This is a genomic window from Streptomyces sp. 5-10 (assembly GCF_014712245.1).
GTDB classification, from domain to species: Bacteria; Actinomycetota; Actinomycetes; order Streptomycetales; family Streptomycetaceae; genus Streptomyces; species Streptomyces violaceusniger.
Genome location: NZ_JACVYG010000009.1, coordinates 107,948 through 125,509 on the forward strand (window position 1 = coordinate 107,948; position 17,562 = coordinate 125,509).

General features: G+C 72.9%; 14 protein-coding genes. 8 read left to right on the top strand and 6 right to left on the bottom strand.

The genetic code is table 11. The features are described from left to right. Positions 1-29: 29 nt before the first annotated feature. Together IEJ02_RS14015 and IEJ02_RS14020 are read left to right on the top strand one after the other, a co-directional pair. Entirely contained in the window at positions 30-623 is a 594-nt protein-coding gene (locus IEJ02_RS14015) for a TetR/AcrR family transcriptional regulator (RefSeq protein ID WP_162001814.1), read from the top strand. Between the two features lie 7 nt (positions 624-630). Beyond that, positions 631-2,076, top strand: coding sequence for a nitrosuccinate lyase (locus tag IEJ02_RS14020; RefSeq protein ID WP_191065168.1), 1,446 nt, complete (start codon positions 631-633; stop codon positions 2,074-2,076). Positions 2,077-2,212: 136 nt separating this feature from the next. On the opposite strand, the gene IEJ02_RS14025 is transcribed toward IEJ02_RS14020, so the two are convergent. Next, the gene (locus tag IEJ02_RS14025) at positions 2,213-2,995 is read right to left on the bottom strand and encodes an aminotransferase class IV (RefSeq protein ID WP_191065169.1); all 783 of its coding nucleotides are present in this window, start codon (positions 2,993-2,995) and stop codon (positions 2,213-2,215) included. 121 nt (positions 2,996-3,116) lie between these two features. Between IEJ02_RS14025 and IEJ02_RS14030 the strand changes: the two genes are divergently transcribed. After that, positions 3,117-3,635 carry a ribonuclease FAU-1 family protein gene (locus tag IEJ02_RS14030; RefSeq protein ID WP_191065170.1) on the top strand — a complete coding sequence of 173 codons (519 nt, stop codon included), beginning with the start codon at positions 3,117-3,119 and terminating at the stop codon, positions 3,633-3,635. A gap of 40 nt (positions 3,636-3,675) precedes the next feature. Here the strand turns inward: IEJ02_RS14030 and IEJ02_RS14035 are convergent, their stop codons facing one another. The 4 genes from IEJ02_RS14035 to IEJ02_RS14050 all read right to left on the bottom strand — a co-directional run bounded on the left by IEJ02_RS14035 (position 3,676) and on the right by IEJ02_RS14050 (position 9,617). Then, complete coding sequence (locus tag IEJ02_RS14035) at positions 3,676-4,974, bottom strand: MFS transporter (protein WP_191065171.1); 1,299 nt, start codon at positions 4,972-4,974, stop codon at positions 3,676-3,678. 3 nt (positions 4,975-4,977) lie between these two features. Further along, complete coding sequence (locus IEJ02_RS14040) at positions 4,978-6,441, bottom strand: CitMHS family transporter (protein WP_191065172.1); 1,464 nt, start codon at positions 6,439-6,441, stop codon at positions 4,978-4,980. A gap of 121 nt (positions 6,442-6,562) precedes the next feature. Further along, a complete protein-coding gene (locus tag IEJ02_RS14045; protein WP_191065173.1) occupies positions 6,563-8,791 on the bottom strand; it encodes a molybdopterin oxidoreductase family protein in 2,229 nt (742 codons plus the stop codon). Positions 8,792-8,951: 160 nt separating this feature from the next. Then, the gene (locus tag IEJ02_RS14050; protein ID WP_191065174.1) at positions 8,952-9,617 is read right to left on the bottom strand and encodes a TetR/AcrR family transcriptional regulator; all 666 of its coding nucleotides are present in this window, start codon (positions 9,615-9,617) and stop codon (positions 8,952-8,954) included. 86 nt (positions 9,618-9,703) lie between these two features. Here IEJ02_RS14050 and hmgA point away from each other — a divergent pair, with 86 nt between their 5' ends. The 3 genes from hmgA (at position 9,704) to IEJ02_RS14065 (ending at position 13,506) form a co-directional block, all read left to right on the top strand. After that, positions 9,704-11,101, top strand: coding sequence for a homogentisate 1,2-dioxygenase (hmgA, locus tag IEJ02_RS14055; RefSeq protein WP_223863782.1), 1,398 nt, complete (start codon positions 9,704-9,706; stop codon positions 11,099-11,101). Positions 11,102-11,191: 90 nt separating this feature from the next. Then, positions 11,192-11,941 (top strand): GntR family transcriptional regulator, encoded by a 750-nt coding sequence (locus tag IEJ02_RS14060; RefSeq protein WP_137977313.1) that lies wholly within the window; start codon positions 11,192-11,194, stop codon positions 11,939-11,941. Positions 11,942-12,297: 356 nt separating this feature from the next. Continuing rightward, positions 12,298-13,506, top strand: coding sequence for a type ISP restriction/modification enzyme (locus IEJ02_RS14065; protein WP_191065175.1), 1,209 nt, complete (start codon positions 12,298-12,300; stop codon positions 13,504-13,506). A gap of 396 nt (positions 13,507-13,902) precedes the next feature. Here IEJ02_RS14065 and IEJ02_RS14070 read toward each other — a convergent pair whose 3' ends face one another. Beyond that, positions 13,903-14,166, bottom strand: a complete 264-nt coding sequence (locus IEJ02_RS14070; RefSeq protein ID WP_137977314.1) for a hypothetical protein — start codon at positions 14,164-14,166, stop codon at positions 13,903-13,905. Between the two features lie 223 nt (positions 14,167-14,389). On the opposite strand from IEJ02_RS14070, the gene IEJ02_RS14075 reads away from it, so the two are divergent. Together IEJ02_RS14075 and IEJ02_RS14080 are read left to right on the top strand one after the other, a co-directional pair. Further along, complete coding sequence (locus IEJ02_RS14075; RefSeq protein WP_191065176.1) at positions 14,390-15,904, top strand: DUF4331 domain-containing protein; 1,515 nt, start codon at positions 14,390-14,392, stop codon at positions 15,902-15,904. Positions 15,905-16,043: 139 nt separating this feature from the next. Then, positions 16,044-17,405, top strand: coding sequence for a tetratricopeptide repeat protein (locus IEJ02_RS14080; protein ID WP_223863783.1), 1,362 nt, complete (start codon positions 16,044-16,046; stop codon positions 17,403-17,405). The last annotated feature ends 157 nt before the right edge of the window (positions 17,406-17,562 follow it).

Sequence of the window (17,562 nt, forward strand, 5' to 3'; positions counted from 1 at the left end):
AGAGAAGAGGAAGAGAACGGGTGGCGACCATGGCCAGAGCGACGGACGGTGACGGACAGCCGGTGCCACAGCGGCTGCTGGCCGCTGCCACCCGCCTCTTCGCGGAGCGGGGCTACGACCGGACGTCCGTACAGGAGATCGTCGAGGCGGCGGGCGTCACCAAGGGCGCGCTCTACCACTACTTCGGCTCCAAGGACGATCTGCTCCACGAGATCTACGGCCGGGTGCTCCGGCTCCAGCAGGAGCGGCTGGACGCCTTCGCGGACGCCGACGCGCCGGTGGAGACGCGGCTGCGGGACGCGGCGGCCGACGTCGTGGTGACCACCATCGAGAACCTCGACGACGCGACCATCTTCTTCCGGTCGATGCACCAACTCAGCCCGGAGAAGCACAAGCAGGTACGCGCCGAGCGGCGCCGCTACCACGAGCGGTTCCGCGCGCTGATCGAGGAGGGGCAGCGGGCCGGGGTGTTCAGCTCCCGGACCCCGGCGGACCTGGTGGTGGACTACCACTTCGGCTCCGTCCACCACCTGGGCACCTGGTACCGGCCCGGCGGCCGCTGGGCCCCCCAGGAGGTCGCCGACCACCTGGCCGACCTCCTGATGCGCGCCCTGCGGCCGTGAGCGTCCCATGACCGACACCGCGAGCGATACGACCGACGGCGCCCCGCGCCATGCCGACGTGGGCCTGCTGAGCCCCGTCCGGGCCGGTACCCCGGCCGAGACCACCACGTCGGACGGCGCCTGGCTCCAGGCGATGCTGGACGCCGAGGCGGGCCTGGTGCGGGCGCAGGCGCGGCTGGGCCTGGTGCCCGAGGCGGCGGCCCGGACCATCACCGACCTCGCCCGTGCCGAGCACCTGGACGTGGTGGAGATCGCCCGGCTGGCCCGGGGCGCGGCCAACCCGGTGGTAGCGCTGGTCCGGGCGTTCACCGCCCTGGTGGCCGCGGCGGACCCGGCGGCCGCGGAGTATGTGCACCGGGGTTCGACCAGCCAGGACATCATGGACACCGCCGCCATGCTGGTGGCGCACCGGACCCTCGTGCCCCTGGTGGCGGACCTGGAGCGGATCGCGCGGGCGCTGCGCGAGCTGGCCGTGGCGCACCGGGACACGCTGATGCCCGGCCGTACGCTCGCCCTGCACGCCGTGCCCACCACCTTCGGCCTGAAGGCCGCGGGCTGGCTGAGCGGTGTGGCGGAGGCTGCGGCCGGGCTGGCCCGGATCCGCGACCACGGACTGCCGGTGCAGCTCGGCGGCGCGGCGGGCACGCTGGCGGGCTACACCGAGTACGCCCTGATGGACCGGGGGACGCGGCCCGGGGCGCCGGGGCCAGGCGAGTTCGCGGAGCGGCTGATGGCGGAGTTCGCCGCGCAGGTCGGGCTGAACGAGCCCGACCTGCCCTGGCACACCGCCCGTACTCCGGTCGCGGGGCTGGCCGCCCAACTGGCCCTGGCTGCCGGGGCGCTGGGCAAGGTCGCGGTGGATGTGCAGTTGCTGTCGCGCACCGAGACCGCCGAGGTCGCCGAGCCCGCCGCCGAGGGCCGCGGGGTGTCCTCCGCGATGCCGCACAAGCGCAACCCCGCCCTGGCCACCCTGGTGCGCTCCGCCGCGCTCCAGGTGCCGGCGCTGGCGAGCGCCGTCATGGGGTGCATGCTCGCGGAGGACGAGCGGCCGGCCGGGGCATGGCACGCCGAGTGGCTTCCGCTGCGCGAGTGTCTGCGGCTGACGGGCGGGGCGGCGCACACGGCCGTCGAATTGGTCGAGGGGCTGGATGTCTTCCCGGACCGGATGCGCGTCAATCTGGGGCTGACCGGCGGGCTGATCGTCTCCGAGCGCCTGGCCGCGGCCCTGACCCCGGTGCTGGGCAAGGGCCCCGCGAAGGAGCTGATGAGCCGGGCCTCGGCGGAGGCGGCGGCCGGCGGGCGGACGCTGGGAGAGGTGCTGACCGCCGCCCCCGAGCTGGCGGGTCATTTCACGGCGGAGGAGCTCGCCGCCCTGCTGGACCCGGCGAACTATCCGGGGGCGGCCGGGCCGCTGGTGGACCGGGCGGTTCGGGAGCACCGGGACCGGTTCTGACGGCCGCCCGTGGAGCGGCGTCGGCCGGGGATGTCACATCCGGGCGGCGCTCGGCGTCCGGGGTACCGATACGGAATCCAGACGCCGTGTGCTAGGGCCCTTCTGACGGATCTCCGTCAGAAGGACCCTAGAGGACTCACAGCGGTTCCGCGTCCGTCGCGGCGTACTCCTCGCGCAGGGTGTCCAGGACGGGGTGCGCCGGGTCGAACTCCACCCCGTCGATCGACCGGATCGGCCGCACGCCCACCCCCGCGTTGAGGGCGAAGGCCGCGCGCAGTGCGCCGAAGCGGTCACGGTCGATCCGCTCGGTGTGCTGCGGCCCGCCGTGGGCGCGCCGGAGCAGTTCCTGGGTGACGCCGGGCAGGCACGCGGCGTCCGGCCACAGCAGGCGATCGCCGTCGAAGAACCCCACGTTCCAGGTGGCGCCCTCGGACACCGCGCCCCGCTCGTCCGTCAGCAGCGCATCGTCGTAGCCGTCGAGCTGGGCCAGGCGGCGCAGCCGCAACAGCCCGAACAGCCCGACGTGTTTGACCTCCGGCAGGTCGCGGTGGTGCGGTGCGGTGCGCACGCTCAGCGGCGGCGGCGAGGGCGCGGCGGCGGGCCGGGTGGTGACCAGGATGCGCGGTGTGGCCTCGGCCCCGGGCCGCTCCAGCCCGAGGTCGGGGTCGTACACGGTCACCCGGACCGTGAGCGGCCCCGTGGTGTCCGCGACGGCGCGCCGGGCCAGTTCGCGGATCCGGTCGCGGTCCGGGTCGGTGCCGAACAGCACACCGCAGTCCCGTACCAACCGGTCCAGATGGAGGGACAGGCCGCGCACCCGCCCGTCCTCCACCCGCATGGTGGTGAAGTGGCCGTAGTTGGTCATGGCCAGCGCCGTCAGCTCGCAGATACCCGCCGGTTCACCGTTCAGCTCTGTCATGGGGCCAGTGTTCCAGCGGGGGGTGGACGGAGTCGGCGAGTCGCCCGAGCTCGCCGGGGTCGATCAAGCCGTAGCCGCCGCGCGCCCGCTCGCCACTCCGGCCACCGCATAGGATCGGCTCATGCCCGATCTCGTATCCGTCAACTACCGCAAGTACGACGGCACTTTGCACTGGAACCTGCGGATGCGCAGGCTGGGCGAGGACGATCACGGCGTCTGGCTGGGGCTGCCCGGCGGGGGCGTCATGCGCAAGGGGTACGGCCCGATGGTGCCGATCGCCTGTGCGCATGTGATCCTCATCCCGCGCGACGCGTGGTGGACCGCGGCGTTCAACGCCCCGCCCCGGGAGACCGAGATCTACTGCGACATCGCCACGCCTGCCGAGTGGCGCTCCTCCCACGAGGTGTCGATGGTGGACCTGGACCTGGATGTGCTCCGCAAGCGGACGGACGGCTCGACCCTGATGGACGACGAGGACGAGTTCGCCGAGCACCAGGTGCGGTACGGCTATCCGGCGGACGTCATAGCGGAGGCCGAGGCGGCGGGGCGGTGGCTGATGGACGCGGTCGACGGGCGCGCCGAGCCGTTCGGGGACGCCTCCAGGGCGTGGCTGGCCATGGTCGACGGCGAGCGGCCCTGAGACCATCTCGCGGTCGGCTCACCGCCGTCCCACCGTCAGCTCACCGGGGTGGCCGCCCCGTGCCCCGCGACGCCGAGGACGACTCCTCCGTACGCCCCTTGGCGGGCCGCTTCTCCGGCACCGGCCGGTCCTCGCCGGGGGCCGCGGCCGGGCGACCGCGCAGCGGCCGGACGGCTATCGCCGCCGATATCAGGAGCAGCCCGCCCAGCATGACGAAGGGGGCGGCGGTGCCCGCGAGTCCCGCCAGCACACCGGCGGAGGCGGGCGCGGCCACCTGGCCGAGCCGGTTGCCGGTGAGCCGCAGCGCGAGGGCCGTGCTGCGCGCCCCCTCGGGGGCGGCCTGGACGACGGTCGTCATCGACAGCGGCTGGCCGACGCCGAGGCAGAAGCCGAGCCCGGCCAGCAGCACCCCGAGCGCCCAGGCGGGCACCGGCAGGGCGATGCCCGTGCACAGCAGCGCGGCGCCCAGACAGCTGACGGCCATCAGCACGGTGCGGCCCATCAGCCGGATCATCGGGGTCATGACGAGGCGGCAGGCCACCGTCGCGGCGGCGCGCAGGCTGAGCAGCACACCGACGACCGCGGGCGAGATGCCGCGCTGTTCGCCGACGACCGGCAGATAGGCGGTGAGGATGTCGGTGGCGGAGAGCACCGCGAGGCTGATGAAGATGCCGGAGGCGACCCCGCGGGTGGTCAGGATGGACCGTACGGAGGCCTTGCGGGCCGGGGCCTCCTCGGCGGGCCCGGCCGCCGTACCGTCCGGGCGGCGCTCGATGCGCCACAGCGAGGTGACGGAGAAGGCCGCGAGGGCGGCGGAGACGAACAGCGCGGCGGCGCTGGTGCGGCCCATCGCCCCGTCGTGTTCGGAGACCACAAGACCGGCCGCGATGGGCCCGACGAGCTGGCCGAGCGAGGCGCCGATGGTGAAGTGGCCGAAGTTGCGGTCCTGGTCCTCGGGCGCGCTCTGGCGGGCCACGATGGACTGGGCGCCGATGACGAACGACAGATGGCCGAGCCCCATCACCCCGCTCCACACGGCCATCGCGGGCAGCGATCCGGCCGTTCCGCTGAACGCGCAGCCGGTGGCGATGAGGGCCACCCCGATGGGCAGCAGCGGGGCGCACCGCCCGTGGTCGGTGCGCCGCCCGAGGGGTACGGCGGCGAACAGCGGCAGCAGGGCGTAGATACCGGCGATGACGCCGACGGCGCGGGCGTCGGCACCGAGCGCCAGCGCCCGGTAGGAGACGGCCGGCCGCGCCATGCTCACCGCCCCCTGGGCGAACGAGAAGGCGATGACCAGGCGCAGCAGCCAGCCCCTACCGGGCTCCGAGATCTTCACGGGTCAGATGATGCCGAACGCGAGACCCGCGCCGAGCACCACCAGCGAGGTGAGCGCCGCCCATTTCACGGTGAACCGGGTGTGGTCGCCGAATTCGACCTTCGCCATGCCGACGAGCACGTAGACGGCGGGGACCAGCGGGCTCGACATGTGCAGGGCCTGTCCGACGAGCGAGGCGCGGGCGATCTCCAGCGCGGAGACCCCGTGGGCGGCCCCGGCCTCGGCGAGGATCGGCACGATGCCGAAGTAGAAGCCGTCGTTGGACATGAAGTAGGTGAGCGGGAGGGACAGCACACCGGTGACGATGGCCATGTGCGGGCCCATGCCCTCGGGGACGCCGTCGACCAGCCAGCGGGCCATGTGCTCGACCATGCCGGTGCCGGTGAGGACGCCGGTGAAGACGGCCGCGGCGAAGACCATTCCGGAGACGTTGACGACGTTCTCGGCGTGGGCGGCCACCCGCGCCTTCTGGTCGTTCATGTTCGGGAAGTTGACGGTGAGCGCGATGGCGGCGGCGAGCAGGAAGAGGACCGGTATCGGCATGGTCTCGGTGACCATCAGGGTGAGCAGGGCGACGGTCAGGGCCGCGTTGAACCAGTAGAGCTTGGGGCGCAGGGTGGCGCGGTGGGGGTCGAGCCCCTTGAACTCGTCGTCGTCCTCGCCCTCGTGGGAGGAGGAATCCGCGGAGCCGGAGCCCTTCGAGGACGGCGCCTGCGCGTCGGTGCCGGAGCCCGCGCCGCCGCCGGTCAGCGCGGCCTTGCCGCCCTTACGGCCCTTGGCCCCCTTGCCGCCGGAGCCCGCGCCGACCAGCACCTGCTCCGGGTCGCCCGCGGTGACCTCGTCCAGCGTCAGCACGCCGAGCCGCTTGCGCTCCCGCAGGCCCAGGGCGTAGGAGAGGGCGATCACGAAGAGCAGACCGACCGCGAGGGCCGGGATCATCGGCACGAAGATGTCGCTGGCGTCGACCTTGAGCGCGGCGGCGGCGCGGGCGGTCGGGCCGCCCCAGGGCAGCGTGTTCATCACACCGTTGGCCATGGCCGCGACACCGGTCATCACCACCAGGCTCATCTTCAGCCGCCGGTAGAGCGGCACCATGGCCGACACGGTGATCATGAAGGTGGTGGAGCCGTCGCCGTCGAGCGAGACGATCGCCGCGAGGATCGCGGTGCCGACCACCACCCGCATCGGGTCCGCCTTGCAGAACCGAAGGATGAGCCGGACGATCGGGTCGAAGAGGCCGACGTCGATCATCACCCCGAAGTAGATGATCGCGAACATCAGCATGGCGGCCGTAGGTGCCAGATCGCCGACGCCCTTGAGGACATAGTCCCCGAGGTGCGCCCCCTTCCCGACAAGCACACAGAACAGCGCGGGGATGAGCACCAGGGCGCCCATCGGGGACATCTTCTTCATCATGATCAGGACAAGGAATGTCGCGATCATGACGAAGCCGAGGATGGTCAGCATAGTTGGCTACCTCACGTTCGCCTTTGAACTCCCCCAGATTTGGCGGTCGAGGCGACGTTAGGTGCCGCAACTTTCCGTTAACAAGGTCTTGACGCGTGAGCAATAAGCGCAAAACCCCAGGTCAATGCCGTATCGAGGGTGATACGCGCACCGGGTGGCCATTGAGCACCGCCGTCCCCGAGAGCGGATCCAGCCGTGAGCCGTCGAAGAGCTGGTTGACATTGACCCCGGGGCGGGCCCCGGCCACGGACAGCCGGACGCCGGGGCGGGCGTGGCCCCAGCCGTGCGGCAGGCTCACCACTCCGGTCCGTACCGCGTCCGTCACCTCGACCGGCACCTCCAGCTCCCCGCCCTCGCCCTTGACCCGGGCCAGACCGCCGTCGGCCAGGCCCAGCCGGGTGGCGTCCTCGGGGTGGACCTGGAGCGTGCAGCGGTTGCTGCCGCCCATCAGGGCCGGGACGTTGTGCATCCAGCTGTTGTTGGAGCGCAGATGGCGGCGGCCGACCAGCAGCAGCCCCGAGGGCCGGTCGGCCAGCGACCGGCGCAGCCGCTCCACATCGGCGGCCAGCGGCTCCGGGCACAGCTCCACCGTGCCGCTGCGGGTCTTCAGCAGCCCGGGCACGCGCGGCCGCAGCGGGCCCAGGTCGATGCCGTGCGGATGGGCGAGCAGCTTCTCCAGGCTCAGTCCGTCGGGGTCGGCGCCGAAGCCGTCGCCGTACGGGCCCAGCCGCAGCATCATGTCCAGCCGCCGCTCGGGGCCGTCCACCCCGGTCAGCAGCGCGGCCAGCTCGCCGGGGTCGCGCCCGTGCACCGGCGAGGACGGGTCGGCGACCTCCTTGCCGAGGGTCCCCTGGATCGCCATCGCGTCCACCGCCTCCGGATCGGTGCCGCCGTGACCGCTCACGCACAGCACCAGCCGCGCCAGGATGGCGCTCTCGCTCAGCCGGTCCGCCTCCAGGGGGATGGCGGGGCGGGTGTAGCGGACCTGGTTGCGCACGGCCAGGCTGTTGAAGGCGTAGTCGAAGTGGGGGCTGCGGCTGGGCGGCGGCGGGGGCAGCACCACATGGGCGTGGCGCGAGGTCTCGTTGAGGTACGGATCGACGCTGACCATGAAGTCGAGCCCGGCCAGCGCCCGGTCCAGGCGGTCGCCGTCCGGCGCGGAGAGCACGGGGTTGGCCGCGAGCGCCAGCACCGCCCGGATCCGTCCCTCGCCCGGGGTCTCGATCTCCTCGGCCAGCGCGACGGTGGGCAGTTCGCCCTTGGCCTCGGGGTATCCGCTGACCCGGCTGTGCCAGCGGCCGAGCGCGAACCCCTTCCCGGGCCGCGCCGGGCGCTCCCGGCGGCCGGTCGCGGCGAGCGGGAACATCATGCCGCCGGGCCGGTCCAACTGCCCGATGAGCACGTTGACCACATCGACCAGCCAGCTGGTGAGGGTGCCGAACTCGACGGTGGTGGAGCCCACCCGCCCGTACACCACGCCCCGGGACGCGGTGGCCAGCTCACGGGTGAGGGTGCGGATCTCCTCGGCGGGCACGTCGCACGCCTCGGCCACCGCCTCCGGCGGGAAGTCCGCGGCCAGCCGCCGCACCTTGGCCACCCCGCTGACGTGCTCGGCCAGCGGGCCGGGCGCCACCAGGTCCTCGGCGAAGAGCACCTGCGCCATGGCGAAGAGCAGCAGGGCGTCGGTGCCGGGCCGGATCGCCACATGGCGGTCGGCCAGCGCGGCGGTACGGGTGCGCCGGGGGTCGACCACCACCAGCCGGCCGCCGCGCCGCCGCAGCGCCCGCAGCCGCCCGGGGAAGTCGGGGGCGGTGCACAGACTGCCATTGGAGTCCAGCGGGTTGGCGCCGAGCATCAGCAGATGGTCCGTACGGTCCAGATCGGGCACCGGAAGCGCGTTGGCGTCGCCGTACAGCAGTCCGCTGGAGACGTGCTTGGGCATCTGGTCGAGGGTGCTGGCGCTGAAGACGTTACGGGTGCGCAACGCGCCGAGCAGCAGCGGCGGATAGAGCCCGCCGGCCACGGTGTGCACATTGGGGTTGCCGAGCACGACCCCCACCGACTGCGGCCCGTGCTCGCGCAGCAGCGGGGCCAGCCCCTCCGCCACGGCGGCGAACGCCTCGTCCCAGTCGGCCTCCACCAGGCGCCCGGCACGGCGGACGAGGGGGCGCCGCAACCGGTCGGGGTCGGCGTCGAGCTGCCCGAACGCGGCCCCCTTGGGGCAGATGAAGCCGCGGCTGAAGACGTCCTCGCGATCGCCGCGCGCCCCGGTCACCCTCCCCTCGTCGATGGTGAGGGTCAGCCCGCAGGTGGCCTCGCAGAGCGGGCAGATACGCAGGGCAGTGCTCATCGGTCTCTCCCAGGGACGGCGGCGAGGCCGCGATGACGCGCCGGACCCGCTCACCATACCGACTGGTAGGCATGCCGGGGAGGGATCAGCCGGGACTTCCGGTGGCCGGGGGCTCCGGTGGCCGGGGGCTCCGGTCGGTCCAGGACCCGGGCCGGGCCGGTCAGTCCAGGACCCGGGCCAGATAGGCGCGCAGAAGTTCCTTCGTCTCCGCCACGATCGCCGGATCGCCCTCCGGATCCACCCGGAACGCCAGCCGCAGCAGTGCGTCCGCCGCCTCGACCGCGAGCAGGAAGGCCACCCGCAGCCGCTCCTCGGTCGCCTCGTCCCCACCCGTCCCGAGCCGGTCGGCGAGCAGCGTCCGCAGCCGGTCGGCGACCAGATGGTTGGGCTGCTCCGGCGGCGCGGTGGCCGGGACCGGATGGCCGAACTCGATGAGCGCGAAGCCCGGCGCCCCGCGCTTCATCGCCAGATACTCGTCCACGACGACGTCCATCGCCTCCCGCCAGCCGCCGCCCCCGTCCGGCCCGGAGCCGGCGGCCGCGTCCGAGGCGGCCAGCCGCCGGGTGATCCGCGCGGCGTACTCGTCCAGATTGCGGTGGGCCAGGGCCTCGGCCATCGCGCGCTTGTTGGAGAAGAAGCGGTAGACCGAGCCGATGGGCACGTTGGCGCGCTCGGCGACGGCCCGGGTGCTCAGCTCTTCGTAGCTGATCTCGTCGAGGAGTTCGGCACACGCGTCGAGGATCCGGCCGAGGCGCTCGGCGCTGCGGCGTTGGACCGGATGGCGGCGGAGGGGCGGTATGGGCACGCCACCATCCTGCCCGATCATTGACGAGCCCGGGTTTCGATTCCTATCGTCTGACATAGGAATCCAGGGGAAACCAGTGGTGTGCGGCGGAGCGGTGGGAGCGCGCGATGGGCGACGGCACGGGGATCCGGCACGGCGATCAGCACAGCGATCAGCACGGCGGTCAGCGAGGACACGAGCAGGGGATCGAGCGGGCGCGCAAGACGGCGGAAGAGCTGGTCTACGCCTCCGGTTTCGGCAATGAGCACAGCAGTGAGGCCGTGCCCGGCGCACTGCCCATCGGCCGCAACTCCCCCCAGCGCGCACCGCTCGGGCTCTACGCGGAGCAGCTGAGCGGCAGCGCCTTCACCGAGCCGCGCGCCACCAACCGGCGTTCCTGGCTGTACCGCATCCGGCCCTCCGCCGCCCATCCGCCGTTCACCCGGATCGACAGCGGCGCGCTGCGCGGGGCGCCCTTCACCGAGGCCGCGCCCGACCCCAACCGGCTGCGCTGGGACCCGCTGCCGGAGCCGCCGGAGGGCACCGACTTCCTGGCCGGGCTGTGGACGCTGGGCGGCAACGGCGACGCCACCCAGCGCGCGGGCATGGCCATCCACCTCTACGCCGCCAACGCGCCCATGACCGACCGGGTGTTCAGCGACGCGGACGGCGAGCTGCTGATCGTCCCCGAGCGGGGCGGGCTGCTGCTGCACACCGAGTTCGGCCTGCTGCGCGCCGAGCCGGGGCATGTGGCGCTGATCCCGCGCGGGGTGCGGTTCCGGGTGGAGCCGCTGGAGCCGTCCGTGCGCGGCTATGTGTGCGAGAACTACGGCCGCCCCTTCACCCTCCCCGACCTCGGCCCGATCGGCGCCAACGGGCTGGCGAATCCCCGCGACTTCCTCGCCCCGGTCGCGGCGTACGAGGACGTGGAGCGCCCGGTGGAGGTGGTCAACAAGTTCTGCGGCAATCTGTGGGCCGCCACCTACGACCACTCGCCGCTGGACGTGGTCGCCTGGCACGGCACCCATGTGCCGTACGTGTACGACCTGCGCCGCTTCAATGTGCTCGGCACCATCAGCTACGACCACCCGGACCCGTCCATCTTCACGGTGCTCACCTCGCCCTCCGACACCCCAGGCCTCGCGGGCGTGGACTTCGTGGTCTTCGCCCCGCGCTGGCTGGTCGGCGAGGACACCTTCCGGCCGCCGTACTTCCACCGCAATGTGATGAGCGAGTACATGGGGCTGATCGAGGGCGCGTACGACGCGAAGACCGGCGGGGCCGGGGGCTTCGTACCCGGCGGTGGCTCGCTGCACAACATGATGTCCGCGCACGGCCCGGACCATGAGACCTTTGAGCGGGCGAGCGCGGCCGAGCTGGCGCCGCACAAGCTGGACGACGGGCTGGCCTTCATGTTCGAGACGCGCTGGCCGGTCACGGCCACCCGGCAGGCGCTGGAGGCGGACCACCTCCAGGGGCGCTATGACGACGTATGGCAGGGTCTGGAACGCCATTTCCGCCCCTGAACGCCGCCGTTGCCGCTGAACGCCGCCGTCGCCGCTGAGAACGCCGCCGTTGCGGCAACGCCGCCGTTGCCGCCGCCCACCGGAGACCGTGTGACCACCTTCGCCCCCGACTCCCTCGCCCTCAACCGCAAGTTGCCGCTGTGGTACCAGGTGTCGCAGTCGCTGCGGGCCTCGATACTCGGGCGGGCCCCGCACGATCCGCTGCGGCTGCCGACCGAGGACCGGCTCGCCGAGCACTACGGGGTCAGCGTGCTCACCATGCGGCAGGCGCTCAAGGAGCTGGAGACCGAGGGGCTCATCAGCCGCCACCGGCGCCGCGGCACCTTCATCGAGCCGAGCGCCCGGCGGGCCGCGCCGGTGCGGCTGCTGGGGTCGGTGGACGCGATCGTGGCCCAGCAGTCGGGTGAGCGGACGACGGTGCTGGAGCACGGCCCGGCGCCGGTGCCGGCGGAACTCGCGGAGTACTTCCCGGACCTGGACGAGGCGACCGCCTACCGCCGGCTGCGCCGGGACGGCCGCGGCGGCGAGCCCACCAACTGGGCGGAGAACCTGGTCCGCCCCGAGCTGGCCGACCGCATCGACCTCGCGGACCTCACCCGCTGGCCGATGACGAAGGTGCTGCGGGACGCGGTGGGGGTGCGGATCAGCCGGATCACGGACACGGTGGAGGCCCGCCTCGCCGACCCCGAGACCTCCCGGCTGCTCCAGGTCCCGCTGCTCAGCCCGATCCTGCACTACACGGGGGTGACCTACGACGAGAGCGGCCGCGTGGTGGACGTGGCCCGCATCCACTACCGGGGCGACCGCTTCTCGTTCTCGGTGACGGTCGAAGCCGACTAGAGGGTGCCCGACAGTACGCGTACGCCTGCGGCAGGCTGTTCCCCTCCCCGCCCCTTCCCACAACTGGGGCTCCGCCCCAGACCCCGCTCCTCAAACGCCGGAGGGGCTGATTTCAGCCCGTCAGGGGGCACCTCCCAGCGGTAGCTGGGGGAGCTTGAGGACACGCCCGAAGGGCGTCCGGGGTCCAGGGGCGGAGCCCCCCACGCGGCGGAGCCGCATGTCGTCAGGTGTCGGGAAGGGGCGGGGAGGGGAAAGATCCCAGCCGGTCAGCCACCGGAGCGGCGACGGACGACGACGTCGGGTAGCCCCCTGGAACGTCGGGCAGCCCCCTGGAAGGACAGGGCGGCATCGATACCATGCCGGGCGTGGGAGAACGTGAGGCGCCGCCGCTGGGGGACCTGATGCCGTGGTCCGTGGGGCCGCTGCGGCTCGGCCGGACCTGGGTCATGGCACCGGACGCGGCCTCGCTCGGGGCACGCTGGGAGCGGCTGACCCGGGCCGAGGACGAGGCAGCGCGGGCCGCGCTGTTCCGGCCGACCCGCGCCCGTACGGTGCACAGCTCCGTACCGCAGCTGCCCGGCCAGGCCACCTCCACCGCCCGGCTGGCGCGCGAGGACGGGCCGTGCCCCGAGCCGGTACGGATCGCGCACGGGCCCTTCGACCAGCAGTGGCTGATCCCGGATCACCGGCTGATCGACGCCGCCCGCCCCGAGCTGTGGCGGGTGGCGGACGACCGGCAGATCCATGTCATCGAGGCCGCGGGACCGGATCCGGACCCGGTGCTCGCCTTCTCCGCGCTGCTGCCGGACGGCCACTCCCCCGCGGGCCGCCCCGGCCGGATCCGTCCGCTCTACCGCCGCCCCGGCGGGCAGGAGCCCAATCTCGCGCCCGGGCTGCTGGACCACCTCATCACGCGGCTCGGCCGCCCGGTGACCGCGGAGGACTTCCTGGCGTGGACCGCCGCCACGGCGCGCGGCGCGCCCTGCGCCGTACCCCTGACCGCCGACCCCGAGCTGTGGGAAGCGGGCGTGGAGCTGGGCCGCCGTGCGCTGTGGCTGCATACGCGCGGGGCGCACAGTGGTGAACGCCCGCGCATGCCGGGTGGCCGGCGCCCCTATGTCCGTGCCGCGCTTCCGTCGAGCGGGCTGCCGGACTCCCTGGACTACGACCCGGACGAGGAGGCCCTGCTGCTGGGCGAGGGCCGTATCTCCCCCGTCCCCCAGGGCGCATGGGACTTCCAGGCGGGCGGGGTACGGGTGCTGGAGACCTGGTTCGAGCAGCGCACCGCCGCGCGGGAGCCGGGCACGCTGGAGGCGATCGGCCCGGCGGGCTGGCCGTCCGCGTGGACCTCGGAGCTGCTGGAGCTGATCACGGTGCTGGCGCTGCTCGCCGAGCTGCGCCCGGAGCTGCGGGCCCTCGCCGACCGGGTGGCGGACGGCGCGCTGATCGACGCGGCGGAGCTGCGGGGGGCGGGGGTGCTGCCGGTGCCCGGCGCGGCCCGGCGCCCGGCGTCCGTACTGGACCACCACGAGGAGGGCCCGGAGGGGCAGTTCGCGCTGCTCTGAGCGCCCTGCTCTGATCCCGCCTGCCGCCCGCTCCGGGCCTGCCCGGCCTGGTCCTGGCTTCTCCGGGCCCGCCCGCTCGGGGCCTGTCTTCCGTGGGCTCGCCTGCCCTGGGCGTGTGGGGGTGCTTGCCCTGGGCGTGCCTTCTCCGGACCCGCCCGCGCTCAGCCCGCGTCCCTCACGACCGGGCGGACTCCGCAGCCGAGCTACCTCTGGAGCCGGGCGCACCCCTCGGCCACGGCCGCACAGCGGCCATGGCGGCCGGTCGTGGCCTCTCGTCGGCATCCCACGGCGACAGCGGCGTGGGGTGGATCACAGCACGGACTCACCGGCTGGAGCGAACCGGTTGACCCCGTGCCTGCCCGGGATGACGACGAAGACGCCTACGGGCCGGCCGGGTCAGCCGTGGTTGCCGAACAGCGAACGGCGCAACCGGCGCAGCGGCGCGAACAGCGACACCCGCGCACCCCGGTTGTTCTTCGCGCGCGCGTGGTCGCGCGCGGTCAGCTCCTGCATCAGCACCGCCGCGCTCTCCGCCTCCCGCTGCGGGACGGCAGGCCCGCCCATCACCGCGAGATGGCGCTCGAGGCGCGCACTGGACGCACCGCTTCCGCAGTTGATCGCAGGCACTCGCGGCCTGCTCCTTACCGTTATCTGCTCCATGACACTCCCCACCCGTACGAGGGCACCCGCCCCGGGCAGAGTAACCCTACCTCCCCGAGCCGTCACCCACGCATCCCAGGTTCCGGATTCACCACCGAGTCAAGGGTGTTGACGATACCTATCACGCGCAAACAAATTCCCGGGCCGACCAATCCATCCGTTCGCCGGGTCCGAATAGCCGCATGAAGGACTGCTTCCAACAAGCGTGCGAAGGACCTACAGGATGACCGCAATCACCAAGAGCTTGGCCGCGCTGGTCAGCTGCGCACTGGCCGCCGGCGGGCTCACGGCCGCCGGAGTGGCCGTACTGCAGCCCGGGACGGCGCAGGCCTCGAGCCACCGCGAGGCGCCGCTGATCTCCGGTCAGCCGCAGTACGACGCCACGGACGTCTACGCGTTCGTCAGCCCGGACAAGCCGGACACGACCACGATGGTCGTCAATGTGCTGCCGTTCCAGGATCCCGCGGGCGGCCCCAACTTCTACAAGTTCGCCCATGACGCCCGCTACGACCTGCACGTCGACAACGACGGCGACGGCCAGGGCGATCTGCTCTTCCGGTGGACCTTCAAGGACCACCTCAAGAACGGCGACACGTTCCTCTACAACACCGGGCCGGTGAACTCGATCGAGGACGCCACCCTCAACTTCACCCAGACATACGACCTCGAAGTCATCAAGCTGAAGAACCAGAAGGCCGTCGCCCGCGCCAAGCTGGGCAGCGATCTGCCGGTCGCGCCGTCGAACGTCGGCAAGGCGTCCATGCCCGACTACTCCAAGCTCCGCGACCAGTCAGTGCGCAAGATCGGCTACAGCGGGGGCTCGACCGCCTTCGCCGGTCAGGCCGACGACCCGTTCTTCCTCGATCTGCGCGTCTTCGACCTGCTGTACGGCGGCGACATGTCCGAGGTCGGAAACGACACCCTCAAGGGCTACAACGTCCAGTCGATGGCCCTCCAGGTGCCGACGTCGGCGCTGACCGAGTCCAAGGACCAGCCGGTGATCGGCGTCTGGGCCACCACCCACCGCCAGACCGCCGACGGCGACTGGACCCAGGTCTCCCGGCTCGGCAGCCCGCTGGTCAACGAGGTGGTCATCCCGCGCAAGGACAAGGACAAGTTCAACGCCTCGGCGCCGTGGGACGACGGGCAGTTCCTGAAGTTCGTCCAGGACCCCGAACTCCCCAAGCTGATCGAGCAGATCTACAAGATCAAGGCGCCGGACACCCCGCGCGACGACCTGGTGCAGGCGTTCCTCACCGGTGTGCCCAAGCTCAACCAGCCGCCGAACGTCCGCCCCGCCGAGGAACTGCGGCTCAACACCTCCATCGAACCCAGCGGCAGCCCCAAGCGGCTGGGCGTCCTGGACGGTGACAACGCGGGCTTCCCCAACGGCCGCAGGCTCTCCGACGACGTCCTGGACATCGCGCTCCAGGCCATGGAGGGCGAGCTGCTCGGCAAGAAGAACGACCTGGGCGACGCGGTGGACGAGAACGACCAGAAGTTCGGCGGCTCCTTCCCGTATCTGGCGCTGCCCAGCTCCGGTTCGGACGCCAAGGCCGTCTCGAAGAGCGCCGGGCAGTCGCTGCTGAACGGCGGCTCGGGCGTCGGTTCCTCCTCCGACGACAACATGATGCTGGCCGGGTCCGCGGCGGCCGGTGGCGGGGCCGTGTTGCTGCTGGGTCTCGGATTCCTCTGGATGCGGTCGCGCCGGCGGGGTCCGCGCGTGCGCCGGCACTGAACCACGAGTGCCATCGGGCCCGTACCACCGGGCGCGGCCCCGCCGAAACCCGCGCGGCGGCCGCGCCCAGGCTCCTCCTCATCCGTTCGTCCGTCCCGTTCCGCTGGGTTCGCGCTCATCTCGAAAGGCAGCTGTCACCATGGCTCTTCGGCCATTCCTCACCCCTACGGCCCGGACCGCGGCCGTGGTGTTCGCGCTCGCGGCCGGGCTGACCGCCGCCTCGATCGTGATCGACGCCTCGGACGGGCCGGGCGGCTCCGGCGGTGGCCAGGACGCCGCCCGCGCGGTGCACCCGGCCGCCGCGCGGTACGAGCAGCTCAGCGGCGACGGCCTCGCCCGGCAGATCGACGCGATGCAGACCCATCTGCGCGGTGAGCCGAAGGACGCGGAGAGCTGGGCCGGTCTCGGCTCGGCCTATGTCGAACAGGCCAGGACCAGCGGCGACCCCACCCGCTATCCGCAGGCGGACAAGGCGTTCGCCCGGTCCCTGTCCCTCCAGCCGCGCGACAACGACGTGGCGCTCGCCGGGCGCGCCTCGCTCGCGGCCGCCCGCCATGACTTCCGGGGCGCGCTGCGCGACGCCGACAAGGCCCTGAAGGTGAACTCCTACAGCCAGGGGGCGCTGGCCGTGCGGGTGGACGCCCTCGTCGAACTGGGCCGCTACGAGGACGCGTACACGGCCGCCAAGAAGGCCGACGCCCTGCGCCCCGGCATCCCCGTCTTCACCCGCCTCGCCTACGTCCTCGAACTGCGCGGCGACCCGGCCGGGGCGCGCCGGGTGCTGCTGCGCGCCCAGGACTCCGCCACCTCGCCCAGCGATATCGCCTACGTCTCGACGGCGCTCGGCCAACTGGCCTGGAACCAGGGCGAGTACGACACCGCGCGGCGCGCGTACGACACCGCGTTGCGCGCCGTCCCCGGCTATCTCCCGGCGCTGGAGGGGCAGGGCCGCACATCGGTCGCGGAAGGCCGCCAGAAGGCGGGGATCCGCGATCTGGAGGCGGTCGTACGGCGCTATCCGCTGCCCGCCGAGCTCGCGGCGCTGGGCGAGGCGTACGAGGCGCGGGGCGACCGCTCCAAGGCGCGTGGGCAGTACGCGGTGGTCGACACCTGGATCGCGCTCGCACGGGCCAACGGCGTGGCGACCGACCTGGACAGCGCGCTGGTCGCGGCCGACCACGGCGATGTGAAGGAGGCGCTGAAGGCGGCCCGCGCCGAATGGGACCGGCGGCGGACCGTCCACACCGCCGACGCGCTGGCCTGGGCCCTGCACCGCAACGGCAAGGACGAGGAGGCCCTGGAGTACGCCGAGCGCGCCGCCGGACCGGGCTACCGCAACGCGGCGTTCCTCTACCACCGGGGCGTCATCGAGAAGTCCCTCGGCGACGACGGACCGGCGCGCCGCCATCTGAAGGCCGCGCTCGACCTCAACCCGGGCTTCTCCCCCACGGGCGCGCGGGCGGCGAAGGCGGCGCTGAAGGAACTGGAGGCCGCCCGATGACGCCCCCCCGCCCCGCCCCTCCCCGAACCGGAGCCAAGCCCCGGATCCGCCACCTGGCCTCCCGCCTGGGGCTCCGCCCCCACAGCCCCACCGACGGAACCCAGAGCCCTGGGCCGCGGACCCGATGGCGGCTCGCGGCCCCTTCCCCAACCGGAGA